Below are 23235 nucleotides of genomic sequence, written 5' to 3' on the forward strand. Positions count from 1 at the left end.
CGTTTTTGCAAATCACTTGCCAGCCAGCGTAAACGCCTCGTGCACGGACGACTGGACCGCACCGCCCGTCACCGCGCCTCCGCCCGCAACATAGATGGTATCGCCGATCGTGGTGGCGCCGACCGCGTGCCGCGGTGTCAGCATCGGCGCATGAGATTGCCAGCTATTGGTCTTCGGATCGTGACTCTCCATCTGACCGAATACGGCGCCTTGCGAGATCTGGCCTCTGTCCTGCACACCGTATTCGCCGCCCATCGCGAACAAGCGGTCGCGGTAGACGACGAGGCCATGGCCCGACCGCGCGGTAGGCAGCGGCGCGCGCTCCTTCCAGGTGTCTGATGCGGGCAGATAAACGTGGTGAAGATCGGTGTTGTATTCGAAGGTGTTGAAGCGGCCGCCGATGATGTGGATCATGCCGCTATAGGCGACCGCGCCGACATGGTCGCGCGCGGCGGGGAGCGCTTTCCGGATTTCCCACTTGTCAGTTTGCGGGTCATAGACCTCATGCCAGCCGACGCTGGCGCGCTCGTTAGTGGGGGCGCCGGCGCCACCGATCAGATGGATCTTGCCATCAAGCGCCACCGCCGCGGCCGCCCCACGCGGGCGTGACAATGGCGCGATCGTCGTCCAGTTGTCGGACGCCACGTCGTAGAAAAACGCATTCGGGTCGGGATTGCGGTTCTGCTCGATGAAGCCGCCGAGCGCGTAGACGCGCCCTGCATCTGCCACGACGGCAACATGGTTGGCGCCACGCGGCAATGGCGCGGCGTTGAACCATCGATCGTCCTTTGGATCGTAAACATGATGATAGGCGCGATCGACGCGGCCTTCGCCATAGCCGCCCACGATATGCATGCGTCCCGCCCAGGCGGTGGCCCAGGCCATTTCGCTCCGCGGCAGCGGCAACGCCGCCTTCGGTGTCCAGCGCCCCTGCGGGCCTTTCGGCGCCGGACTGTCAACCTTTCGCTGGGCAATCTGCTCGGTGGTGAGGTGATGCGGCGTGCCGCCCTGAAGCCGGGCGAACGGATCGGAGGAGGGCGCTGCTTCAGGCAGCGCCGTGCCTGACGGCGTGCCATGGCCCGCATGCTGGGCGAGCGCCGGCGCGCAACCGACTGTCGCGCCGGCAGCCACGGCAACGAAAGCTCTCCTGTTCAGACGCGGCAGATCGGATGTCGACGACATGAGAGCACCTCAGCTAAAGTGGCTGGATCATTCAATGGTTGTAATAAAGGCGAGCGCGGTCAAGACAACAAAGCCGGGAACTGTCGCGCCGATGCACTCAATTGCAGGTGATGCTTGACGGGACTTGGCTGACGGGACTTGGCATGACGGCATGGCCCGGATCCTGCTTTGACAGGTTCGCGCTGACCTGATCCATTTCCAGAATCGGAAGTGACGAGGCATTCAACGACGAAGCATCCAACACCAGTTAGGGAGTCGGCCCATGAAAGAACGGGAACTTCGAGACCTGATTGCAGACGTCAAGACCGGTCGGTTGTCGCGGCGGGCCTTTGTCCAGCGAATGATCGCGGTCGGCCTTACGGCGCCGATGGCCGGGATGATGCTGAGCCGGTCCGGTGTCGCGATGGCTGCGACCGCGCTTCCCTACAAGCCGACCAAGGCCGGCGGCGGGGGCGTGCTGAAGCTGCTGTATTGGCAGGCCATAACCCTGCTCAATCCCCATTTCGCCGTCGGCACCAAGGATCAGGAAGGCTCCCGGATCTTCTACGAGCCGCTGGCGGGATGGGATGGCGACGGCAACCTGGTTCCGATCCTCGCTGCCGAGGTTCCGAGCAAGGAGAACGATGGATTGTCCGAGGACGGCCGCTCCGTGGTCTGGAAGCTGAAACGCGGCGTCAAATGGCATGACGGCATGCCGTTCACGGCCGACGATGTCGTCTTCACCTGGGAATATGCCAAGACACCGGAGACCGCAGCGGTCTCGATTGCCAACTTCAAGGACATCACGGTCGAGAAGATCGACGACTTCACCGTCCGCCTGACTTTTGCCAAGCCGACGCCGTTCTGGGCCGATGCCTTTGTCGGCAATTACGGCACGATCATCCCGAAGCATCTGTTCAAGGATTACGTCGGCGCGAAATCGCGCGAGGCGCCGAACAATCTGAAGCCGGTCGGCACCGGCCCTTATCTGTTCGTGGATTTCAAGCCGGGCGACATGCTTCGCGCCAAGATCAATCCCAACTACCACGTTGCCAACCGGCCGCAGTTCGATGAGCTGGAGGTCAAGGGCGGCGGCGACGCGGTATCGGCGGCGCGCGCGGTGCTGCAGACCGGCGAATATGACTATGCCTGGAACATGCAGGTCGAAGACGAGATCCTGCTGAGGCTCGAGGCTGCCGGAAAGGGCAAGGTGAGCATCACTCCGTCAGGCAATGTTGAATTCATCCAGCTCAACTCGACTGATCCCGCGGTCGAGGTCGACGGCGAGCGCGCCAGCATCAAGACCAAACATCCGCTGTTCAGCGATCCGGCCGTGCGCCAGGCCATCAATCTCCTGATCGATCGCACGTCGATCGAGAAACACATCTATGGCCGCACGGCGCTGGCCACCGCGAACTTCCTCAACAACCCGGAACGCTTCCGCTCGAAAAACACCAAATTCGAGTTCAACATCGAGAAAGCCAACCAGATCCTCGAGGCCGCCGGCTGGAAGAAAGGCGGCGACGGCATTCGCGCCAAGGACGGCAAGCGGTTGAAGTTCGTGTTCCAGACCTCGATCAATGCGCCGAGGCAGAAGACCCAGGCCATCGTCAAGCAGGCATGCCAGAAAGCGGGCATCGACGTCGAACTGAAGTCGGTGGTGGGATCGGTGTTCTTCTCCTCCGACACCGCCAATCCCGACACCTACACGCATTTCTATTGCGACGCGCAGATGTACAACACCACCATGCCGCAGGCCGATCCGCAGTTCTTCATGAACCAATACACGTCGTGGCAGGTGGCGAACAAGGACAACAAGTGGCAGGGGCGCAATGTCTCGCGCTGGCAAAGCAAGGAATATGACGAGATCTACAAGCAGGTCGAACGGGAGCTCGACGCAGTGAAGCGCGCGGCGCTGTTCATCAAGCTCAACGACCTCGTCGTGTCGGACAACTACATCCAACCCATCGTCTCCCGCAGCCGTGTCGCCGCGCTCGGCGGCAAGCTGACCGCGCATATCTCGGGCTGGGACAACGATCTGTGGCAGCTCGCGAGCTGGTACCGGGAGGCGTGAGAGCGAAACGTCGGATGTGCCAGGCATTACGGTGACGGTGTCACCGTAATGCCGACGGACTGCCATGGTCCGCCGCCGGCGCGCGGTGGACTGTCGCGCCGGCAGCCGCGACAATGAACGCTCTCCTGTTCAGTGCGGCAGATGCGATGTCGAATTGCAGGTGACCTGCATCGCAACTGTTAGCTAGCTCACACGTGAAGGCTGCAGAACGCTGTAGGCTCTTCACGGTTCGCCGTGAGCGGTAATGCTCCGGCTGCGCAAGCGAATATCGATAGTGCGGACAGCGCGTCCGGCCGGTTGTCACTGGCCGCGACGATCGGATCATCGTGCCGAAAGGGCAGATCTGGGCCGGCCAATGAGCAGCAAACCGAGGCCGAGGACGCAGCGATCGGCGAAGAGGAAACTGGCAACAGGCACACCAACGGGGGAGCGCGCAATGGGTCAAATCGGCAGGTCTACCGACCCCTCAACGGCTGACAATCGCGACGACGTTGCAGGCAGCGAGGTCGCTTCGTTCCGCTACAACAATCCCGGCGCTCAATATCCGAGCGCCCGGGCCGCGCGCTTCGGCCAGACCGGCTATGGCATCATCGGCGGTGGCCACAAGATCGCGCGCTTTCCCTCGCCGGTGAACGGCGCAGCCTCGAACTTCGATCTGTTGTCGCGCAGCTATGTCGGCATGCGGATCGGCGAGGCCGGAACGAAGTGGACCGGCGCCCACGGCTTCGGTGTGCCCGGCTATGACGCGAACGCCATCCTGACAAAGGAGATGGTCGACGATCCCGTGCAGGCTATTGCCCTGCTGAAAGCCATCGCCGGCCGCGAGTCGGGCAAAGGCAATAACCTGACCGAGGAGCAGTGGCGTCAGGCCCATCGCATGTACAAGGCCGGCAGCGCCGACGCTTTCTTCGACGGTCTGCCAGCCATAGCCGTTGCCCAGCCGCCCGCAAACGGTGTGCCCTCGGGTGCGGGCCTGGTGCAGCGCGCCCGCGCGCATATCGGCGAGCAATACGTCAACACCCGGGTGCCGAAGGACGATCCGCATTGGCACGGCCCATGGGATTGCGCCGAGTTCGTCTCATGGCTGGTCTATCAGGAGGCCGGCACGCTTTACGGCTGCGTCGACCACACGGCACAGCCGGCCAAGGCCGATGCCTATACCGGTGCCTGGAAGGCCGACCTCGAGCGGCTGGGAAAACGCGTTTCGGTGGAGGAGGCGGCGGCGACCGTCGGCGGCATCGTGCTCCGTTATCCGCCGGGTCCGGGCAAGATGGGCCACATCGCCGTATGCGACGGCAATGGCGGCACCATCGAGGCAAAGGGACGGCGTTACGGCGTGGTGGCCGACACGGTGCATGGCCGCGGCTGGCACACCGGCATCCTGATTCCCGGCATCTCCTATGACAATGCCGCGCCGATCAAGGTCAACCCGCCAGCCGTCATCTACGAGGTCGGTGCGCCGAACATGGATATGGCCGTGGTTGCGCGCATCCAGGCGGCGCTGGCCGCCAAAGGCTTCGATCCCGGCCTGATCGACGGCGAGTTCGGATTGAACACGCAAGCCGCCGTGCTGCGTTTCCAGGAAGCCGAGGGCATGGTCGTCGATGGCGCGGTCGGGCCGGAGACGGCGGCGGCGCTCGGCATCTCGCTCGGGGCCAAAGCCGCAATGCCTGTCGCGGTGGCGGAGACGAGTCCCGCCGCTGGCGCTCCCGCGCTCGACCTGCAGCAACTGCTTCCGCTCATTCTCATGTTGCTATCGAAGGAGAAACCGATGGCCGCCGATCCTGCCAAGCCGGGCCAAGGCCTCGAACTGCTGCTGCCGCTGATTCTGCAGTCAGCGCTTACCGGCAAGCAGCTCGACATCACGCAGCTTCTTACCGTGCTTGCGACCGGCAAGCCGGCGCCGGCGGTGACGCCAATTGCCAACGCACCGGTGCTCGCGCAGCCGGTCAATACCATCCCGGCGCCGGTCGTCTCGCATCCGGCAACGCCGCAACAGCCTGGTGCCGCGGCGCCGGTCGATCTCATCACCGTGCTGATGCCGCTGCTCTACGAGCGCCTGACCGGTAAGCCATTCCCGGGCACCGAAAAGCCGGACAAGCCCGCCGAGCCGCTCGCGCCGGCCATGTCGCGGCCGAGCGTACAGCTTTCTGCCGGCATGCTCGGTATCGTCACGCTGCTGCAGTCGGCAGGCATTCTCAATTTGCCCTTCAATCTTGGAGCGATCGCCGGTCAGGCGCCAACCACAACCGCGCCGGTTTCAGGCTCGACCATGGCGACCTTGATTCCGATCATCACCGGCGTAATCGGCGCCACCGGCGGCTTCGGCGCGCTGGGTGGGATCGCGTCGAAGCTGTTGGGCGGACTGCTCAGCGCGTTCGGGAAGAAGTGAGGGAAGGCCGGAGGTTGGAAGAGCAAACCTCGGTGCGTCCGCGACGCGCTGTCCGGGAGTTGTGCTCGCCGCTGGTGCCATAACACCTGCGTGGCGATTGAACCTTTCGGTCCACGCCAAGACACATCCACGCCTACAATAGTGTTTGCCGCAGGGCGCGTCTTTTTATGGAAGATCCTGCCGTTTTTCTCAGCCGTCTCGCGAGGTTCGCGCTGATACCGATCGGGCTGCTGCTGCTGCTCGGCGCGGGCTTTAGCGTCTGGAGCACGAAAGCGTGGCTTGCCCGCGCCGTTGAAACACAGGGTACCGTGATCGAGATGCTGCGCGTGCGCGACAGCGAGAACAAGGGCTATCTCTTTACGCCAATTGTGCGTTTCGACACCATTGACGGCAGGACCGTCGAATTCCAGTCCGGCCTGCGAACCAATCCGCCCCTTTACCGCACCGGGCAGGAAGTGCCTGTTGTTTACGATCCCGGCGTGCCGGAATCGGCCGCCATCCTGGGCGTGCTGCCGCTTTGGATGATGCCGATCATCCTGGCTTTCATCGGGTCGATTTTCCTGTTCGTCGCAACGGTCATGATCGTGCTGACCAAGAGGGTGGCGCGGGCTCTCGACCAGCCATCGCATCTCGCGGATGTGGTTGGTTCGCCGGGGCGGAGGCAAGTCGCCGTTCTCAATAGGACACGTTCATGATCGCGCTTCCGTTCGCTCATCGGCAGGCCGCCTGGTCGGGCCATGCCATGGTGCTAGCGCTTGCGCTGATGTTGCCTGGTGCCGGCGCATCCGAGGCCGCACCTTCCGACAATCGCGCAAAGCTCTGGCAGACCTGCCAGGCGAACGACGCCGAGGCCGGGCTCACAGCCTGTATGGCGATCATCAACACGCGCGGCATTCCAAAACGCGAGCGCGCTACTGCCTACTACAATCGGTGCTACAAGTTCATCATGCGGCACGACTACAGCAATGCACTGGCGAACTGCGACCGGTCACTTGAAGATAACCCATCCTTCGTCGACGCGTGGCTGAACCGGAGCACGATCCGCAGTGGACTCGGCCAATTCGATCTTGCCATCAAGGACGCCACTCAGGCGTTCGCCATGGCGAACAGCGATTCGGATCGCGCCGGCGCGCTGCGCAACCGCGCCGCGGCGTTCGTCCGGCGTGGCAACATCGCGGAGAGTCGGGCCGACCTCGACCAGGCGGCCAGGCTGCAACCTGGCGATGTCTACAATTTCATCAATCAAGCCGACTTCCTGCTGCAACTCGGCCGTCCCGATGAGGCGCTCCAACAGGTTGCGCGGGCTCGCGCCACCCGGGCGACCAGCAATTTTTCGCAGCAAAAGATGTACTCCGACATTGGCCTGCTGCACGGCAAATCCCTCGTGGCGATGAAGCGCTATTCGGAATCCCTTCCTGTGCTGGGTGCGCTGCTCAAGATCGACCCGAACAATGCGGAAGCGTTTGCTCTTAAGAGCGTGGCATTGGCCCGAACGAACAATGTCACGGCCGCGCGCGATGCGCTGTCCACCGCGCGCCGGCTGCCGCTGTCCAGCCCCGACGCCGCCGACGTGTTCCGCGAGGCGGAGCAGCTTGTGCGCGAGGTGGATAGCGCAATGGCGCCGCCCCGCGGCGAACCGGTCGCGCCGGGCGCAACGCCGTCGCGCGAGCGCAACAATCGGGTTGCGCTGGTGATCGGCAATGCCGCCTATCAGAACGTTTCACCCCTCAAGAATGCGGGCCGCGACGCCGAAGCGCTGGCGGCGGAATTCGACTCGCTTGGCTTCCGCAAGGTGACGCTGCTGCGCGATCAGACGCGCGAACAGATGTTTGCCGCCCTGCGAGCCTTCGCCAGAGAGGCAGAAACGTCTGACTGGGCCGTCATCTATTTTGCCGGCCACGGACTCGAGATGGGCGGAATCAACTGGCTCGCACCTGTCGATGCGCAGTTGAAGACCGATCGCGACGTGCGCCTCGAAGCAGTGTCGATCGATGAGCTCAGCACCGCGATCGAAGGCGTGCGGGGATTGCGGCTCATCGTGCTGGATGCATGCCGGGACAATCCGTTCGCGCCGCAGATGCGCTTCACCAACAGCACGCGCTCGCTCGGAACGGGGCTGGCGCGCGTGGAGCCCGAGGGCGGGACCATGATCGCCTATGCAGCGAAAGCCGGTCAGGTGGCGCATGACGGGAACGACGACAACTCTCCGTTCATGAAAGCGCTGCTCAATCGGCTGAAGCAGCCGGGGCTGGAGATCTCCATGCTCTTTCGCTTCGTCCGCGATGATGTGATGGCCGCAACCGGACGGCAGCAGGAGCCTTTTGTCTACGGCTCGCTGCCGAGCGAGCCCTTTTATTTCCGTACCGCAGCGACAGCTTCGCGGTGAGGCGGATCAATCGCGGACAGAAAACTCAACACGTCCGAGTTGGGCACGTAGCTCGTCATGCGGAAAATACAGCCGATGGAGGGACGATGTCGCTCGCTTTGGCCCGTCGCCCTTCGGGCTGTGCCGGGCACGCTTCGTCTGCAGCGCCGCGGCTGCGCCACGCGTAGCCCGCGAGGGCGAAGCGTGGTGCCCCTGGCCGGAATCGAACCAGCACTCCTTGCGGAACTCGATTTTGAGTCGAGCGCGTCTACCAGTTCCGCCACAGGGGCCTTCGGACGCGAGGCCGTGAGGCCGGTGCGGCGAAGCCGGCGGAATATAGCGGGCGGCGCTTCCGGGTCAACCCGCGCGGAAGTGATTGTGGTGTTCTCGACACCTGGGCGGTGGCGGGATAGGAGGCTGATGCCTATTTTGAGCATGAACCCATGCTCCGGAGCACATCCGTGACGTCAGATGCCCTCCATTCGTCGCACGCGCGCCATCCCGCCGATCCCGTCGTCGTTGCGGCATTGGCGATCGCGGTCGTCGCCGCGGCGACGCTGGCAGGCGCCTGGTTCTTCCAGCTCGTGCTGGATATCCGCCCCTGTCCGCTGTGCCTCGAACAGCGCTACGCCTATTATCTGGCGGTCCCGCTCAGCCTCCTGGTCGCCTTTGCCGCCTCGCGCGGGGCGCCGCGGCAGGTGGTGCTGGCCGGGTTTGCGGTGCTGCTGCTCGCGGCGCTCGCCAATGCCTGGCTCGGCGGCTATCACGCCGGCGTCGAATGGCAATTCTGGCAGGGCCCGACCGATTGCTCCGGCCCGCTGGCCGATCTCGGCAGCGCCGGCACGCTGCTGCAGCGTCTCGACACGGTGAAGGTGATCCGGTGCGACGAGGTGCAGTGGCGCTTCCTCGGGCTCTCCCTTGCCGGCTACAACGTGCTGATCTCGCTGGCGATGGCGGTGATCGCCGTGTGGGGCATCGTGTCGGCCAAGCGGGCAGCCTCGTAGGGTGGGCAAAGGCGCGATAGCGCCGTGCCCACCATTCATCATCGAGCACGCTTCGTGATGGTGGGCACGCTTGCGCTTTGCCCACCCTACGAACTCCGAGCTGATTTGCCGGGCGCGCAAGCGCAATCTCGATGCACCGCTGCGACAGATCAACAGGGGTGGGCAAATCACTTCTGATTTTCCGAAATCGTGTCAAGCCCGGGAATCAAAAATATTCCGCTTTCGTTCTTACCCAAATCAGTCGCATAACTCCGCCCGTCTCACCGCGGATGAGGGGCGCTTCGCGATCGTCACGAACGTGCGGTGAGATGCGGTGGACGCTGAATGCGCAAGACGTAGGCGCAGGAAGCGTACGGCGAAGTCGTGTGGTTCTGATGCCGCGGTGCTGGCATTAAGTCCTTTGGAAGCGAAGCTTCTCGGGGGCGACGGTGGCAAGAAAGCCGTTCGCCGGGAAGAGCACGAAGTAAGCCGTAAAGCCATTGCGCAGGGAAGGCCGGAGTGTTTCCGCTGAACCTGTATGCTCGTGTGCGTTTTTCTTTGCGCACTTTGCACACGAGACCGCGGGTGCAGCGCGCACCCGGTCTTCCCTGCGCCCTCTGATCAAGCGGGCGGGAAGTTAGTAGTAAACCTCGGGCAGTTCATGTCGCGAGATCGCGAACTCGTATTCAGTGCGTCGTCCCGGCGAACGCAGGGACCCATAATCACAAATGCGGATTGGGACATGAAGCCGGAGCCGCGATCCCGTCGACAATCGCGAGCGGTGGCTATGGGGCCCTGCGTTCGCCGGGACGACGAGTGGATAGGCCGCAAAAATCGACCTCGTCTAATCGTCCACGTCCTCCTGCGGGCGGCCGAACAGGTGCACGATGCCGGGCGTCGTGATCGAGACGAACACGAAGCGCGACATATGATGGGCGCCGACGAAGATCGGATCGATATGCAGCGTGAGCGCCAGCGCCAGCATGGCGTCCATCGCGCCGGGTGCAAACGCCACGACGACGTCGGCGAAGCGCACATCGGTGGCCAGCATGATCACCGTGACGAAAATGGCGGAGATGAGGATCGCGACCGCAAACGAGCCGAGCCCGGCATTGATGTGGCTGAGCAGCGTCGACTTGCTGATGCGCGCAAAGCGCGTGCCGATCACGGCGCCGATGCCGACCAGCGCCACGCCGCGCATCCAGGGCGGCAGGCCGCCCTCGATCAGGCCGGTGCCGTGCAGCGCGGCGGAAGCGATCATCGCGCCGAACATCCAGCTCGCCGGAAATTTGGCGAGCCGCAAAAGCAGTGCGACGGCAATGGCCGCGGCCGCCAGCACGGCGAGTTCGAGCGGCGAAGCGATGAGGCTCGCCACTTCCGTCGGCGTGCTCGACGCAATGCCAGTGAAGGCCAGCAGCAGCGGCAGGGCGGCGGTCAGGATGATCACGCGCATGGTCTGCACCACGGCGATTGCCGCGACATCGGCGCCCCTCTCGGCGGCGAGCATGGTGATCTGCGACAGCGCACCGGGGCTTCCCGCCAGCAGCGCCGAGGTCTGGTCCCAGCCGTGCACGCGCTGCAGATAGAAACTCGAGCCGAAGGTCGAGCAGAACGTCGCCAGCGCCAACAAGCCGATGGTCAGGGGATAGGCGCTCATGTGCTGGATCAGTTGCCGCGATACCAGCGAGCCCAGCGTGATGCCGAGCAGCACCAAAACGCTCTGCGTCAGGATCGCCGGCATGGTGACTGGCCGCCCTGCCAGCGCGGCGATGCCCACCGCGGCCATCGCGCCGGAAATCAACCCGCCCGGCAGGTTGAGCCACAGAAACAGCAAGCCGCCGGCGGCGCCGATGACGAGCGTCTCCAGCGTGCCGAGAATCTTGGCACGGTCGGCCATGGCGGAAGAAATCGAGGCGGGGATTAGGCTCACGCCGCCTTATGGCAAATCCGCTTGCGCCGGACAAATGCGTCACGCGATTGCAGCAATGCATGGCTAGCGTCTGCACAATGCCTGCACAAACGTCCCGTAGCCTTGGCTGAATGCGGGCTGAATGCGACGGCGGATCGCGCCTCTTCGCCGTCAGAAAATTTTTACCGCAGGGATCGTCCGATGCGTTGTCGCAAGCTGGGGTTGCGCTAGGATGGTCGCCGCAGATGACTACTGCCCTAAGGAGACCAGGGATGACTATTCAAGCAAAAATACTGGGCGCGTGCGCGCTGTCGGCATTGGCTGCGTTTGCGATGACCTCGCAGGCGAATGCCCTGACGGCGCAGGAATGCAGCGCCAAATACCAGGCCGCGAAGGCTGCCGGCACGCTCGGTGGCCAGAAGTGGAACGACTTCCGGAAAGCCCAATGCGGCGCCGACGCCGCGCCCGCTGCCGCCGCTGCGGCTCCGGCCGCCGCGCCGAAGGAAGAGAAGGCGGCTGCCAAGAAGGATGCCGCACCTGCGGCTACGCCATCCGGCCCCGCGACTTTTCCGAGCGCTGTCGACGCAAAATATTCGAAGGAGACGGCGACGAAGCAGCGCTTCCACACCTGCCTCGATCAGTACAACGCCAACAAGGCCAGCAACGCCAATGGCGGGATGAAGTGGATCCAGAAGGGCGGCGGCTATTACAGCGAATGCAACAAGAAGCTGAAGGGCTCGGCCTAACCAGCAATCGACGTGGGCGCGGCCGGAGGTTTCGGCCGCGCCTATATTTCGCGGAGCAATGTTTCGGCCGACTTCGCCACCAGTTGCGCGCGCTTGCGCTGGCCATGTTCGAGAAACAGCAGGCTCTGGCCGAACACGAAGCAGTAGAACAGGAAGGCCTGTGCGTCGGCCTCCTCGGCCGCCAGTCCCGTCGCGCGATAGAGATGCCCGACATTCTTCAGCCGCGCGGCGTCCACGCTCGCCACCGCATTGGCCGCCAGCTCGTCGGATCGTGCCCATTGCCGGATCGCCAGTTCGACCGCCATGGCCTCGGTGTTCATGCGCTCGGAATAGAGCGCGATCAGCGCCTTCAGCCGCTCGCGCGCGGTCGCGCCGTCGAGGCTGGCCTGTTTCTCGATCGCGGCGATGCGGCCCGCGCTCCAGTGCTGCAGCATGGCGTCCAGCAGGGCCGCGCGGTCGCGGAAGCGGCGGTAAAAGCCGCCCTTGGTGACGCCGAGGTTCTTGGCCAGCACCTCGACCCGTACGCCCTCGATGCCGGTCCGGGCGCTTTCCTCAAAGCCGGCTTCGATCCAGCTCTCGTGACGAACCTCGCCGGCGCGCGCCTCTGCGGTTCGCGCCTCTCCTTTGGCATCGCTCATGGTCCGGTCCCACCGAGTGTCGATACGGTACCGTATTGCTAACCCGGAGAGAGTCTGATACGCTACCGTATCAAGAAGCAAAAGAGCGGGAGCAAACGATGGAGACGGACGCGACCTATCGCGGCACGGTCTATCCGTGGCAATGCGATCATGTCGGGCACATGAACATCATGTGGTATGTCGGCAAGTTCGACGAGGCGAACTGGAATCTGTTCGCCCGGCTCGGGCTGACGCCGTCGTACTTGCGCACCTCCGGCCGCGGCATGGCCGCTGTGCAGCAAAACATCACCTACAAGCGCGAACTGCTCGCCGGCGACATCGTCGAGGTCAGGAGCCGGCTCCTCGAGGTTCGCGACAAGTCGATCCGCTTCGTCCACGAGATGCGCAACGCCGAGACCAGCGAGATCGCAGCGACTTGCGAGATCACCGGCGTGCACATGGATCGACAGGCGCGGAAATCAACGCCGTTCGCCCGAGCCATCCGCGACGCCGCGATGCGGCATCTCGAACCGGCGATGGCGTGACCGATGCCGCGCTTCGAGCCGAAGAACCCGGATTATCGCGCGGTCGCGACCGACATGTTCGAGCAGCAGCGCGCGATGAAGACACTCGGCATTTCGATCGCGCGGCTGGAGCCCGGCGAGGCCGATCTCGCGATGGATTATTCGCTCGACCTCACCCAGCAGCACGGCTTCATCCACGCCGGGATCATCACGGCCGCGCTCGACAATGCCTGCGGCGTCGCCGCCTTCACGCTGATGCCGCCGGGCGCGGGAATCCTCACCGTGGAATTCAAGACCAACTTGCTGGCGCCGGCGCGCGGCGAGCGGTTCGCGTTCCGCGCCAACGTCGTCAAGCCCGGCCGCACGCTGACGGTGTGCGAGGCCCGCGCCTATGCGGCGCATGACGGCAAGGAGACGCTGATCGCGACCATGACCGGCACGCTGATGGCGCTGACCAGCCGCGAGGGCGCGTCGCCAGACACGGGGCATGTTCGCAGCCTGATCGGCTGATGTGTATTGCAGTGCAGCTTTGTGCTGCGGCCATGGCGATCTGCAGAAAATCCTTCTATGGTCGCGCCGTGCAACTGAGTCTTTCAACTTGATCATCTCCACCGCGCAAGGCGTGCTGGGACTGGCGTCTGGGATGCTGGTTGGGTTCTCGCTTGGCCTGGTCGGCGGCGGCGGCTCGATCCTGGCGGTGCCGCTGATGGTCTATGTGGTCGGCGTGGCGGAGCCCCATATGGCGATCGGCACCAGCGCGATCGCGGTGGCCGCCAACGCCGCGCTCAACCTGTCCAACCATGCGCGCGGCGGCACCGTGATCTGGTCCTGCGCGCTGATCTTCGCCGCGGCCGGCATGGCCGGCGCCTTCGGCGGTTCGATCCTCGGCAAGATGATGGACGGTCAACGGCTATTGGCGCTATTCGCGCTGGTGATGATCGTCATCGCGCTGTTGATGCTGAAGACGCGCTCGCGGATCGGCCTGCCTGACGTCAAGGTCTCGATGGCGAACATGCCGGCTATCGTCGGCCTCGGTCTCGCCACCGGAACGGTGTCGGGATTCTTCGGCATCGGCGGCGGATTCCTGATCGTGCCGGCCCTGATGCTGGCGACCGGCATGCCGATCATGAACGCGGTCTCCTCCTCGCTGGTCGCGGTCACCGCGTTCGGCCTGACCACGGCCGCCAGCTATGCCTGGTCCGGGCTTGTGTCGTGGGCATTGGCGGGACTGTTCGTGGCGGGCGGCCTCGCTGGCGGATTGGCCGGCACGCGTTCGGCGCGGCACCTCGCCGAGCGCCGCGGCGCGCTCAACATCGTGTTCGCCGTGGCCATTATTGCCGTGGCGCTCTATATGCTGGCGCGTAACATATCCCTATCTCAGCCGTAGACAGGAAATGCAGCCCTTGGCGAGACCCAGATGAAGCGATTGAATAATCCGGCCGGGACGATCCCAGGCCCGACGCGGCGCGAAGCGCTTGGCTTGCTCGGCGCGGGCGTGGCCCTGTTCGGCGCGGGCATGACGCGTCCGGCGTTCGCGCAAGGCGATGACGTCCTGACCGAAGCCCTGGTGCTCCGCGACCCCGACGCTCCCGCGACCGGCAATCTCGACGGCGACATCAACATCGTCGAATGGTTCGACTACAACTGCCCGTATTGTCGCAAGATCGCGCCTGAGATCCAACAGGTGGTGCAGGACGACGGCAAGGTCCGCCTGGTGCTGAAGGACTGGCCGATTCTGGGCGACGTCTCGAGATACGCCGCGCGGGTGGCGCTCGCCGCCAAGTATCAGGACAAGTACCTTCCGGCGCACGAGGCGATGATCGGCGTCAGTTCGAAATTGACCGAACCGCGCATCCGCGAACTGGTGGCAGGCGCCGGCATCGACATGGATCGCCTCAACCGCGACCTCACGACGAATGCGAAGGCAATCGACATCATTCTCGCCCGCAACCACGATCAAGCGGTGGCCTTCGGATTCAAGGGAACGCCGTCCTTCATCGTCGGCAAGTTCCGCGTGCCGGGAATCCTGACCATGGCGGAATTCGAGATGGTGATTGCCGACGCGCGCAAGGCGAAGAAGAGCAATTAGTCTAGAGCGTCAAAACGCCGTCGTGCGGGACGACGGCGTTTGAATGTTGCGACTGATCTCGCCAGGAAACTATCGAGGAATTATCGCGACGAGAGCTTGACCCAATCGTCGTGGGCGCGCGCTTTCAGCGCCTTCCAGTCTTCTGCCACGACATCCCAGTTGACGAGGGTGCGATTAGCCTGTGCGACCTGGCCGCTGGCGACGCTCGATGTCCGCATGGAATCGTAGACATAGACGCCGAAAACCAGCAGCAGCGCGCCCAAAATCATTCCGACAAACGTCCGCATGCGATACCTCCGTGACCGCTCACTAACGCGGAAGGCGAGGGATGGTTCCCCGATCTAGGATCGCGCCTTCGGCGGCGCCGGGCGGGGAGCCGAGGCGGAAGGTGCCGCCCCTGTGGCTGTCGCCAGGTTGAGCGACTTCAATTCATCGGGCTTGAACACGAAAAGCTTGTCGTGCGGCGTCTCCATCGCATGCACCCAGACCTGGAGGTTCACACCCATGTCGCCGAGATAGCGCTGGCACCGCGCCGAGATATTTTGCGCCACGTTCATCTCGTCGCGCGGCAGGCCGGCTGTGGTGCCCAGCGCCGCCACCTGATGCACGCCGACGATGGCCTTGTCGCCGACCCGGCGCTCGACGCCGCCGGCTAACACCAGCGGGCAAGATGAGGCGCAGTATTTGCCGGCCTCGATCTCGGTCGCGAAATTACGCTCTCGAATGAGCCGTCCCATCGCCAACGCATCGCTGACCGAGCCGCCCGGCGAGTTGAGCACCACCGTCTTGATGTAATCGCCGCGCTTGGCGACCTCGGCTGCAAACGCATCCGAAATCCCTGGCGTAATGGTGCCGGTCGCCATCAGCTTGCCGCCACCCACCAGCTCGAAGGTCATCGGCTTGGCCATCACGCCATCTGCTTGCGGCCGCGGCGTCAGGCGCTTGTCGTCGCCGGGTGCCAGCGGCCCCAGAATGGATGGCACCGCATTGGGAAGGTTCAGCGAAGGCGTGTCCTGCCTAAGCTCGACGGCAGGACCGGCAGCGCCGATCCATCCGTTCATGCCGGCGAGATCGGCCGCCAGTACAGCGATCGTGATCGTGACGATGCTGCGGAACAGCCAACGCAGGATCGCTTCGTCCGGATTGGCCGCCAGGAACGCTTGAACGCGCTGTTGAAGCGTTGCGGATCGCTGCATGGCGAAACCTACTTGGTATGCCGCGCCGACGATAGCGAGGTAACGTTTTCGTCCGTCTCCGCCGCTTGATCGGCCACAGGCTCTTCAGTGCGGGCCTTGCTCCCGGACTCACGTGGCGCCACCCGGCGCGCGTCCTCGACTTCGCGGGCCATCTGCAGGGCCGCAACCAGTTCGCCCGCGGTCATGTCAGAGGCGCTGAACGCGGGAAGCCCCTCGCGCCGGATCGCGGCGTGCACGACACACAGGATCAAGACCAGCACCGCCGGCATCAAATCGATCGAGATCGCGCCGGCCCAACTCGGAATGAAATCGCCGGCGTAACGAAGCACGGCCTCGGCAGGCGACATGGTCTGGAATCGGGCCGGCTCGACCCGTGGTAAAGCCAGGATCTTGTCGGCCGCCTCGGCGAGCGAAGCCGCCTGTGTCGCGATCGAGCTCTCGACCTTGCCGACCATGGCAGTTTGCCGGTCGGCGAGATCGGCCGTGCGGCCGCCCGCGGCGGGCGCGATGAAGCCTGACGACAGCGACGCCGCCGCGCGCTTGACGGCGGGCGCCACCGAGGTCTGCTGCAGGTTGGCGATCACGCCGGAGAGCGCCAGCGATTCCGTCGCAAAGGCGTCGCTGCGCGTCGAGATCGGCCCCCGGTCGGAAATCAGTTCGCGCATCTTCGCCAGATGCTTGCCGCCCTGCTCGAACAGGGTCGAGACGCGCTTGGCCGATGCCTGGACTTCCTGCCCGAGACTATCGAGCTGTCCGGACATCTGCGTCAGAAGCTGCACGACGGTGCCGGATCCGGAAGTGCCGGTCAGTGATCCCGCGCGTTCGGCGTCTGCCAGCTTCGCAAACCGCGATGACGCCAACTGAATGTCCGGCAACAGCCCTTGCGCGGCGATAGCGTTGCTGTTGGCGGTATCGAGGTCGCGGGTGTAATTCTGCACAGTGATGGCGAGATGCTGCTGGATCGCGGCCGCGCCTGCCAGCGCCGAAGCGTTGAGCCAGGATGACATCGCCACGATCATCAGCGAGCCCAGCAGCATGCAGCCGAACATCAGGCCGCGGCCGGTGCGGTCCACCACGTGGGGCATGAACTGCATCAGGAAGATCCAGAACGCGTAAATGCCGACCGATACCGCAACCGAATAGATCACAGCGGCGAAGAACACCGTAGTCGGGTTGCCGTTGAGCAGCTCACGGACGCCGAGATAAGTGTAGACGCCGGCGGCCAGCGCGAGAATCGCAGTCGTCAGCTTCAGCGTGACTTCGAGGCGCGTGACGCCTTTCGAGAGCAACAGCGAATTGGAGGCAGGCGCAGTAGCCGCGGGAGCGCCGGGGCCGGTGTTCGAGGGCATGACGTATCCTCTCGCGGTTCCAATGAACCGGCTGATCAACGCCCCCACGTTGTTGGCTAAGTTGTTCTGCTCATAGGGATAAATTCAGACGAGATTGTGTCGGCAGCATCATCGGTGGTCAGGCTTGGCCGTTCAGCCATTGCAATATCTCTACATTCATCTCGCGCGGATAGGTGTGGCTGAGATCGTCGAGCTCGCGATAGATGACGTTGGCACCCGCGGCCGACAGCGCTTGGGCGGTCTGCCGCGCCACCTGTACAGGAAACATCCAGTCCAGCCGGCCGTGCACGATATGAACGGGCAGGCCACGCAACCTGTCGGCGTCGGCCATTTCTGCCATCAGCGGATGAAACGTTGCCGAGACCGGCGCGAGGTGAGTGAACGGCGAGGCGCTCTCGAATCCCGTGACATAGCAGAACGTGCCGCCATCGCTTATCCCGGTCAGCAGCATCCGCCTGGGATCGACGTTCCAGCGCGAGCGCACAGCGTCCAGGATGTGCATCAAATTCGGCGTGTCGGTGTCCTCGCCCATCAGTGCCCAGGTCGAGCCGGTCGCGGTCGGGGCGACCAGGATCGCGCCGCGGCTACGGGCGTCGCGCAGCCAGCTCCACAGAAAACCGCGGCCATTGCCGCTGCCGCCATGCAGCGCCATCACCAGCGGAAGCGCGCGGTCGGGGGCGTAATATTCCGGTACGTAGGCGGAGAAGCCGCCACGGCTGCCCGGCTCGTCATGGTCGTGAAAGACGCCGGTGTTTGGATTGGCTGGCGCCGCCAGCCGCGCCGCGAGATCGTCGTCGTCGCGCAGCGACGGTTCGACGAAGAACTCACTCACCGGCGGCAATTTTGCAGCCAGCGCATATAGCGCCTCCTGCGCACGCGGAGCGTAGCGAAGTGCGCGAAACACGCTGACGAGATCGCCATTGCCATTTTGCACGACGCGCAGAGCAGCGAACGCGGCGAGCGTCGCATCGCTCGCCGTTTCGAGGGAGGTCTTGATATCTGCGAACTCCGCCGGCCATTCTGCGAGCTTCGAGCGGACTGCGCGCAAGGCCTCGTCAGGCTGGCCTGCGGCCTCCATCACGCGGTCGAAGTCGGGCGGGTTCAGGTAGCGCGCGATAAAGCCGAGGGCTTCCAGCGATTGCAATAGCGGCGGCAGCACGGCCACGATGTCGTCCACCACGGCCTCACTCATCACGCCATCCCCTATTTCAATGCAGCCTCAATCCAGTGAAATCTTGATCGAGTGAAGTCTGATCTAGTGAAGTATTGGCGTCTTCAATAGCTTGGCACGGTCGGTCGAAGCCAGCACGACGTCGAAGGTGAGGCCCTCGTGGTAGACCGTGAGCGGTACGTCGACGCCGGCGCTGCCGAGCGACCAGAGCTTGCGATAGAAGCCGATCTGGCTGGTGATCTTGTCGCCGTTGACAGCGAGAATGACGTCGCCGGTCTTTAGTTCGGCAAGCGCCGCGGGTCCCTTGCCGGCGATGCCGACCACCACGACGCGGTTGTCGATTTCGGTGGTGAACATGCCGAGCCACGGTCGCGCCGGCTTGTTGGCGCGGCCGAATTTCCTGATGTCGTCGAGTACGGGCTTCAGCAGATCGATCGGCACGATCATGTTGACGTGCTCGGCCTTGCCCTCGCGCTCGCGTTCGAGCTGCAGCGAGCCAATGCCGATCAGTTCGCCGCGGCTCGAGATCAGCCCGGTGCCGCCCCAATTGGGATGCGCGGGATGGGTGAAGATCGCCTCATCCAGCAGATATTCCCAATAGCCCGCGAATTCCTGCTTGGCCACGATCTGGCTGGCGACCGAGCGCGTGCGCCCGCCGGCGCCTCCGACCACGACGCGGTCGCCGATTGCAGCAGTGGCGGAAGAACCGAAAGGCAGCGGATCGAGGTCGAGGTCGCCGAGCGCTTGCACCAGGCCGAAGCCGGACTCGAAGTCGAAGCCGAGCGCGTGGCCCTCCACCACGCGGCCGTCGCCGCGGTGCAGCCAGACGGCCTCCGCCTCGGTGATGAGATAGCCGATCGTCAGCACCAGCCCGTCATCGATCACGACGCCATTGCCGGCGCGTTCGGTGCCGAGCGTCTCGGCGCTGAACGCATCGGGTGGAATGATCGAATGCAGCCCGACCACCGACGACAGGGCCTTGTCGAGGTCGAAGGCGTAATCGCCCGGGCGCGGCTGGTTTGCGGGCGGCACTCTCCATTCGGTCAAAGAAGGCATGGATGGTCTCCTGGCAAACCGGCGCGCGTTCGGGCGAAAGCGCGGGAAATTCGTCACAGTCTATGCTGCAAACGGCCGTCTTGAAAGTGTCCCCCCAAATGGGCCGGCATGCGACTCATAAGGGGGCAGATTCACAATTGTTCCAGGGCCAGTTAAGGTCATTCCACATTTGCCCGCGCGCGGGCCGGCATGATCCGGAATTCGCGGTTCTCCTTCAACCAGCCGGCGCGTTCGTCGCGCAGCAACGTCCGGCGGACCTTGCCGGAATCGTCGCGCAGGCCGACATCGACGGCCTCGAAACTTTCCGGGTGTTTGTAGCGGCTGAGCCGGTCGGCCAGGAACGCAGCCATGCCGTCGGCGATAGCCTTCGCGTCTGTGCCCCGGTCGAGTTCGAGAATAGCGTGCACGCGCTGCCCGAATTCGGGATCGGGCAGGCCGACCACGACGCAGGAGCGCACATCGGGATGTGCCGATACCGCAGCCTCGACTTCGGCCGGATAGATGTTGGCGCCGCCGCGCAGGATCATGTCGGCGAGCCGATCGCCGAGATAGAGATAGCCTTCCGCGTCGAGCCGGCCGATATCGCCGAGCGATTCCCAGCCGTCAGGCCGGCGTTTCGGCTCGGCGCCGAGATAGTGATAGGTGGAGCCCGGGCCGTCATTGGGCAGGAAATAAATCTCGCCGGTCTCGCCCGGCGCTACATCGTTGCCGTCCTCGCCGATGATCCTTAAGCGACAGGTGTCGCCGATCTTGCCGACCGAGCCATGGTGTTCGAGCCATTCAACGCCCGATATGATCGTGGCGCCCTGTGCTTCGGTGCCGCCATAGAGCTCGTAGATGCGCTCCGGTCCCAGCCACTCGATCCATTTCTCCTTCAGCCATGGCGGCATCGGCGCGGCCATGTGAAATACGATCTGCAGGCTCGACAAGTCGTAGCAATTGCGCACCTCCTCGGGCAGCGCCCAGATCCGGTGCATCATGGTGGGCACGAAATTGACCCACTGTACCCGGCTGGCCTCGATCAGGCGCAAGCATTCCTCGGCGTCGAATTTGACGAGGCCGGTGACGCGTCCACCGTGGAACAGCGCGGTGTGCGAAACGATGAAGGGCGCGTTGTGGTAGAGCGGGCCAGGGTTGAGCAGGGAAGCGCCGAGTGGCATGCCGAGCGCCGCCGGTCCGGCGGTATCGATCACGGCGGGCCGGTGATCGAGGATCACTTTCGGCCGCCCGGTCGAGCCGCCGCTGGTCATCGCCTTCCAGTAGCGCGCCACCGGATTGTTCACCGGCTCGTCCGAAAAACCTTCGGGGGTGAAATCGGCGGGCAGCGAATTCGGCGCATTCCAGTCCGCCTGGCCGCCGACCACCAGCGATGGCTTGAGAATATCGAGCACGGCTGCGGCCTCGCCGCGCGGCAATCGCCAGGTCAGCGACGTCGGCGTCGCGCCGCACTTCCATACCGCAAACGTGGTTTCGAAAAACACGTTGCTGTTGGGAAGCCCGATCGCGACGAAATCGCCGGGCTTCACGCCCTTGGCGGCGAAAGCGCGGGCGCGGCGGTTGGCGTTGCGTTCGAGCTGCTCCCAGGTGATGGCGTCCGTGCCGTGACTGACCGCGATCGTGTCCTTCGGTTTCCGTTCGGCATACCAGCGTGGCACGTCGGCGATGGGAATGAGCATGGGGCGTTTCCGTTGGAGCGTTGATGCCGCTCTTAATTTCTGACGAGGCGGGCGCCTCAAAAGCTACCGTGGCAGAATTGGATGGCGGCGTGAAGGGAGACCGGAGCATGCAAGGCAGACTTTGAAAAGAAAAGGCCCCGCCTCGGCGGGGCCTTTTCCAACGCCGGCGTCGGGCGTCTACGCGATAGGCTCACCAGTCGGAAATGCCATAACCGACTTCCGTGGTGTAGCCGTAGGGTCCGTAGTCGACAGGCACCGGCGCGCCAAACGCAGGGGTCGGCACATAGGCCCGACGGCTGACCACGACGGTGCGTGGCCGCACAATCGGCGGTGCCGTGACAACCGGCGCCGGTGCGACGTAAACGCTGCCGGGAGCCACTGCCACGGGATAGGGGTCGACGTACGAATCGACATAGATTGCCTGCGCGGATGCGCTGGTGACGCCGAAGGCCAACGAGCCGGCGACTGCTACGCCGGCCATCGAGCAAATGCGCGATTTCATTGTCATGTTCCGCAATCTCCTTTGCTGCTTGTTACGGCTTCCAACGAACCCACACCACGCACGGTCGTTCCTGGCGCTCACGAAGTTGTTGGCCGCAAGCTCCGTAATGACACCTCCGCTTACGGACCGGTCAGGATATCGGTATCCAGCGGGCTGTCGCGAGAAGCAAACCACTCGGCGCGCAGCGCCACGCGGCGGCGGCCGCGATCGTTGACCGGCAGTTTCAACCCCTCGATCAGGTCCTCAATCTCGCGGCACGCGGGGCGGCGAGAGACATCCACGTCGATGCCGGGCACTGTCTCGCATAGCTCGTCCAGCGCGGTGAGCCCGCGGGGAAACAGGTCGCGATAAATCGGGCGGTCGTGAAAGCCGGTTACAACCCGGAAACCTGCATTGAGGGCCAGCTCCTGCAGGCAGCCGCAAACAACCTGGGCGGTAGATGATCGTTGCGGCGAAATCCGGTTGCGCAGGACTACCCAATCGATGGGGGCGCCATCGAGCGGCCGGCGATGGCGACGCGTCTCGCGGACCAACTCGCCGTAATGGCTGATCCCGGTGACCGTCAACGTCACCGGATCGAGCGACGCCAGCACATCGAGGTCGACAAAACTGTCGCTAAGCGGCGTCACCAGGGTGTCGGTGATCGAATGCGCGAGCCGCATCAGATAGCTGTCATGTGGCGGCGTATCGATCACGACGAAGTCATGGCGGTCCTGCGCTGCGGCGGCAATGGCTCGCTGAAAATCGGAGCATTCGGCGGCCTCGTTTTGCGCCACCATGACACCTTCGACGGGGGCGATGCAGAAATGCGTCGGCAGCTCCAGATCGACCTGGCTCCGCCGCGCCCAGCCGCGTCGGCTCTCGACATAGTGCGTGAGGGTCCGCTGCCGGCCGTCGAGGTCGACGGTTGCGACACGCTGGCCGGCCTTCAGCAGCGCAACGGCGACGTGCATTGCGATGGTGGTTTTGCCCGAGCCGCCCTTCTCATTACCAACCACGACGACATGGGGCGGGGGACGCAATTGATGTACGGGCGCGGTAAGCACGGCTGCGCCTTAACCATCGGTTGCTTCAAGCCTGCTCAGGAGGAACATGATCCGCAAGGCGGCAGCCGCCCCTGCAGGCCAAGGGATTGGATAACTGCGCGAGCAGCCGGTTTGTTCCTGGAACGGCCAGGCGGGCGCGATGCCCGGTGATTCTTGCAAGCCCCCTTGCGGCGCAATCCTGACCCACCTAGGTCGCATGGTGTAGGTTCCGATCGACGTTCGGGTGGGCGATCGCGTGCTGTTCGGCAAACGATCGGCACCGAGCAAGATCGATGGCACCGGTTTGATCTTGAAAGACGGCATTATGGGCGTGCTGGTGGGAGGCCGGCGCCAGTCGTAAGCCCGCTTGAAAGCCCGCCCGATGTGATGAGCAACCGAG

At 64.2% G+C, this 23235-nt stretch carries 21 protein-coding genes, 1 tRNA gene and 1 pseudogene; 11 read left to right on the forward strand and 12 right to left on the reverse strand.

Annotated features, from left to right (window positions below; all coding sequences use genetic code 11):
* Window positions 1–12: 12 nt before the first annotated feature.
* On the reverse strand, window positions 13–1182 hold the full coding sequence (locus YUO_RS0115795) for a Kelch repeat-containing protein (RefSeq protein ID WP_083754593.1): 1170 nt from the start codon (window positions 1180–1182) through the stop codon (window positions 13–15).
* 262 nt (window positions 1183–1444) lie between these two features.
* Here YUO_RS0115795 and YUO_RS0115800 point away from each other — a divergent pair, with 262 nt between their 5' ends.
* From YUO_RS0115800 to YUO_RS40855, 4 genes are all read left to right on the forward strand, one after another.
* Window positions 1445–3235: a peptide ABC transporter substrate-binding protein gene (locus YUO_RS0115800; protein WP_028348149.1), complete on the forward strand. Its 1791-nt coding sequence runs from the start codon at window positions 1445–1447 to the stop codon at window positions 3233–3235.
* Window positions 3236–3671: 436 nt separating this feature from the next.
* Window positions 3672–5627 carry a peptidoglycan-binding domain-containing protein gene (locus tag YUO_RS47155; protein WP_028348150.1) on the forward strand — a complete coding sequence of 652 codons (1956 nt, stop codon included), beginning with the start codon at window positions 3672–3674 and terminating at the stop codon, window positions 5625–5627.
* A gap of 167 nt (window positions 5628–5794) precedes the next feature.
* Window positions 5795–6322 (forward strand): DUF3592 domain-containing protein, encoded by a 528-nt coding sequence (locus YUO_RS0115810; RefSeq protein WP_028348151.1) that lies wholly within the window; start codon window positions 5795–5797, stop codon window positions 6320–6322.
* Entirely contained in the window at window positions 6319–8013 is a 1695-nt protein-coding gene (locus YUO_RS40855; RefSeq protein ID WP_051379459.1) for a caspase family protein, read from the forward strand. Before YUO_RS0115810 ends, YUO_RS40855 begins: the two co-directional genes overlap by 4 nt.
* 184 nt (window positions 8014–8197) lie before the next feature.
* On the opposite strand, the gene YUO_RS0115820 is transcribed toward YUO_RS40855, so the two are convergent.
* A tRNA-Leu gene (locus YUO_RS0115820) sits at window positions 8198–8282 on the reverse strand.
* A 171-nt stretch (window positions 8283–8453) separates the two neighbouring features.
* Between YUO_RS0115820 and YUO_RS0115825 the strand changes: the two genes are divergently transcribed.
* Window positions 8454–8996 carry a disulfide bond formation protein B gene (locus YUO_RS0115825; RefSeq protein ID WP_028348152.1) on the forward strand — a complete coding sequence of 181 codons (543 nt, stop codon included), beginning with the start codon at window positions 8454–8456 and terminating at the stop codon, window positions 8994–8996.
* Window positions 8997–9819: 823 nt separating this feature from the next.
* On the opposite strand, the gene YUO_RS0115830 is transcribed toward YUO_RS0115825, so the two are convergent.
* Window positions 9820–10905 (reverse strand): AbrB family transcriptional regulator, encoded by a 1086-nt coding sequence (locus YUO_RS0115830; RefSeq protein WP_430649541.1) that lies wholly within the window; start codon window positions 10903–10905, stop codon window positions 9820–9822.
* Between the two features lie 251 nt (window positions 10906–11156).
* Between YUO_RS0115830 and YUO_RS0115835 the strand changes: the two genes are divergently transcribed.
* Window positions 11157–11630: a hypothetical protein gene (locus tag YUO_RS0115835; RefSeq protein WP_028348154.1), complete on the forward strand. Its 474-nt coding sequence runs from the start codon at window positions 11157–11159 to the stop codon at window positions 11628–11630.
* 41 nt (window positions 11631–11671) lie between these two features.
* On the opposite strand, the gene YUO_RS0115840 is transcribed toward YUO_RS0115835, so the two are convergent.
* Entirely contained in the window at window positions 11672–12268 is a 597-nt protein-coding gene (locus tag YUO_RS0115840; RefSeq protein ID WP_083754596.1) for a TetR/AcrR family transcriptional regulator, read from the reverse strand.
* 98 nt (window positions 12269–12366) lie between these two features.
* Between YUO_RS0115840 and YUO_RS0115845 the strand changes: the two genes are divergently transcribed.
* The 4 genes from YUO_RS0115845 to YUO_RS0115860 all read left to right on the forward strand — a co-directional run bounded on the left by YUO_RS0115845 (window position 12367) and on the right by YUO_RS0115860 (window position 14860).
* Entirely contained in the window at window positions 12367–12792 is a 426-nt protein-coding gene (locus tag YUO_RS0115845) for an acyl-CoA thioesterase (RefSeq protein ID WP_028348156.1), read from the forward strand.
* Window positions 12793–12795: 3 nt separating this feature from the next.
* Complete coding sequence (locus tag YUO_RS0115850) at window positions 12796–13281, forward strand: PaaI family thioesterase (RefSeq protein WP_028348157.1); 486 nt, start codon at window positions 12796–12798, stop codon at window positions 13279–13281.
* A 91-nt stretch (window positions 13282–13372) separates the two neighbouring features.
* Window positions 13373–14158, forward strand: coding sequence for a sulfite exporter TauE/SafE family protein (locus YUO_RS0115855; protein ID WP_028348158.1), 786 nt, complete (start codon window positions 13373–13375; stop codon window positions 14156–14158).
* A 30-nt stretch (window positions 14159–14188) separates the two neighbouring features.
* Entirely contained in the window at window positions 14189–14860 is a 672-nt protein-coding gene (locus YUO_RS0115860) for a DsbA family protein (RefSeq protein WP_028348159.1), read from the forward strand.
* A gap of 80 nt (window positions 14861–14940) precedes the next feature.
* On the opposite strand, the gene YUO_RS0115865 is transcribed toward YUO_RS0115860, so the two are convergent.
* The 8 genes from YUO_RS0115865 to YUO_RS0115900 form a co-directional block, all read right to left on the reverse strand.
* Window positions 14941–15147 carry a hypothetical protein gene (locus YUO_RS0115865; RefSeq protein WP_028348160.1) on the reverse strand — a complete coding sequence of 69 codons (207 nt, stop codon included), beginning with the start codon at window positions 15145–15147 and terminating at the stop codon, window positions 14941–14943.
* A 54-nt stretch (window positions 15148–15201) separates the two neighbouring features.
* The gene (locus YUO_RS0115870; protein ID WP_028348161.1) at window positions 15202–16056 is read right to left on the reverse strand and encodes a COG3904 family protein; all 855 of its coding nucleotides are present in this window, start codon (window positions 16054–16056) and stop codon (window positions 15202–15204) included.
* 8 nt (window positions 16057–16064) lie between these two features.
* Window positions 16065–17405: a hypothetical protein gene (locus YUO_RS0115875; protein ID WP_028348162.1), complete on the reverse strand. Its 1341-nt coding sequence runs from the start codon at window positions 17403–17405 to the stop codon at window positions 16065–16067.
* Window positions 17406–17523: 118 nt separating this feature from the next.
* A complete protein-coding gene (locus YUO_RS0115880) occupies window positions 17524–18597 on the reverse strand; it encodes a carboxylesterase family protein (RefSeq protein ID WP_028348163.1) in 1074 nt (357 codons plus the stop codon).
* A 63-nt stretch (window positions 18598–18660) separates the two neighbouring features.
* Window positions 18661–19632, reverse strand: coding sequence for a S1C family serine protease (locus YUO_RS0115885; RefSeq protein ID WP_028348164.1), 972 nt, complete (start codon window positions 19630–19632; stop codon window positions 18661–18663).
* Window positions 19633–19790: 158 nt separating this feature from the next.
* Complete coding sequence (locus YUO_RS0115890) at window positions 19791–21308, reverse strand: AMP-binding protein (RefSeq protein WP_028348165.1); 1518 nt, start codon at window positions 21306–21308, stop codon at window positions 19791–19793.
* A 190-nt stretch (window positions 21309–21498) separates the two neighbouring features.
* Window positions 21499–21816, reverse strand: coding sequence for a hypothetical protein (locus YUO_RS40860; RefSeq protein WP_156908639.1), 318 nt, complete (start codon window positions 21814–21816; stop codon window positions 21499–21501).
* A gap of 113 nt (window positions 21817–21929) precedes the next feature.
* Window positions 21930–22856, reverse strand: coding sequence for a division plane positioning ATPase MipZ (locus YUO_RS0115900; protein WP_051379461.1), 927 nt, complete (start codon window positions 22854–22856; stop codon window positions 21930–21932).
* A 205-nt stretch (window positions 22857–23061) separates the two neighbouring features.
* Between YUO_RS0115900 and YUO_RS48925 the strand changes: the two are divergent.
* Window positions 23062–23206 (forward strand): annotated as a pseudogene (locus tag YUO_RS48925) (co-chaperone GroES); the annotation flags it as partial.
* Window positions 23207–23235: the final 29 nt, after the last annotated feature.

Source organism: Bradyrhizobium murdochi (assembly GCF_000472965.1).
GTDB lineage: Bacteria > Pseudomonadota > Alphaproteobacteria > Rhizobiales > Xanthobacteraceae > Bradyrhizobium > Bradyrhizobium murdochi.

What these genes read in the sequence shown, in the direction of transcription:
- YUO_RS0115795 (WP_083754593.1), bottom strand. Translation starts at nt 1,182, where the DNA reads ATGTCGTCGACATCCGATCTGCCGCGTCTGAACAGGAGAGCTTTCGTT.
- YUO_RS0115800 (WP_028348149.1), top strand. Translation starts at nt 1,445, where the DNA reads ATGAAAGAACGGGAACTTCGAGACCTGATTGCAGACGTCAAGACCGGT.
- YUO_RS47155 (WP_028348150.1), top strand. Translation starts at nt 3,672, where the DNA reads ATGGGTCAAATCGGCAGGTCTACCGACCCCTCAACGGCTGACAATCGC.
- YUO_RS0115810 (WP_028348151.1), top strand. Translation starts at nt 5,795, where the DNA reads ATGGAAGATCCTGCCGTTTTTCTCAGCCGTCTCGCGAGGTTCGCGCTG.
- YUO_RS40855 (WP_051379459.1), top strand. Translation starts at nt 6,319, where the DNA reads ATGATCGCGCTTCCGTTCGCTCATCGGCAGGCCGCCTGGTCGGGCCAT.
- YUO_RS0115835 (WP_028348154.1), top strand. Translation starts at nt 11,157, where the DNA reads ATGACTATTCAAGCAAAAATACTGGGCGCGTGCGCGCTGTCGGCATTG.
- YUO_RS0115840 (WP_083754596.1), bottom strand. Translation starts at nt 12,268, where the DNA reads ATGAGCGATGCCAAAGGAGAGGCGCGAACCGCAGAGGCGCGCGCCGGC.
- YUO_RS0115845 (WP_028348156.1), top strand. Translation starts at nt 12,367, where the DNA reads ATGGAGACGGACGCGACCTATCGCGGCACGGTCTATCCGTGGCAATGC.
- YUO_RS0115850 (WP_028348157.1), top strand. Translation starts at nt 12,796, where the DNA reads ATGCCGCGCTTCGAGCCGAAGAACCCGGATTATCGCGCGGTCGCGACC.
- YUO_RS0115860 (WP_028348159.1), top strand. Translation starts at nt 14,189, where the DNA reads ATGAAGCGATTGAATAATCCGGCCGGGACGATCCCAGGCCCGACGCGG.
- YUO_RS0115865 (WP_028348160.1), bottom strand. Translation starts at nt 15,147, where the DNA reads ATGCGGACGTTTGTCGGAATGATTTTGGGCGCGCTGCTGCTGGTTTTC.
- YUO_RS0115870 (WP_028348161.1), bottom strand. Translation starts at nt 16,056, where the DNA reads ATGCAGCGATCCGCAACGCTTCAACAGCGCGTTCAAGCGTTCCTGGCG.
- YUO_RS0115875 (WP_028348162.1), bottom strand. Translation starts at nt 17,405, where the DNA reads ATGCCCTCGAACACCGGCCCCGGCGCTCCCGCGGCTACTGCGCCTGCC.
- YUO_RS0115880 (WP_028348163.1), bottom strand. Translation starts at nt 18,597, where the DNA reads ATGAGTGAGGCCGTGGTGGACGACATCGTGGCCGTGCTGCCGCCGCTA.
- YUO_RS0115885 (WP_028348164.1), bottom strand. Translation starts at nt 19,632, where the DNA reads ATGCCTTCTTTGACCGAATGGAGAGTGCCGCCCGCAAACCAGCCGCGC.
- YUO_RS0115890 (WP_028348165.1), bottom strand. Translation starts at nt 21,308, where the DNA reads ATGCTCATTCCCATCGCCGACGTGCCACGCTGGTATGCCGAACGGAAA.
- YUO_RS40860 (WP_156908639.1), bottom strand. Translation starts at nt 21,816, where the DNA reads ATGACAATGAAATCGCGCATTTGCTCGATGGCCGGCGTAGCAGTCGCC.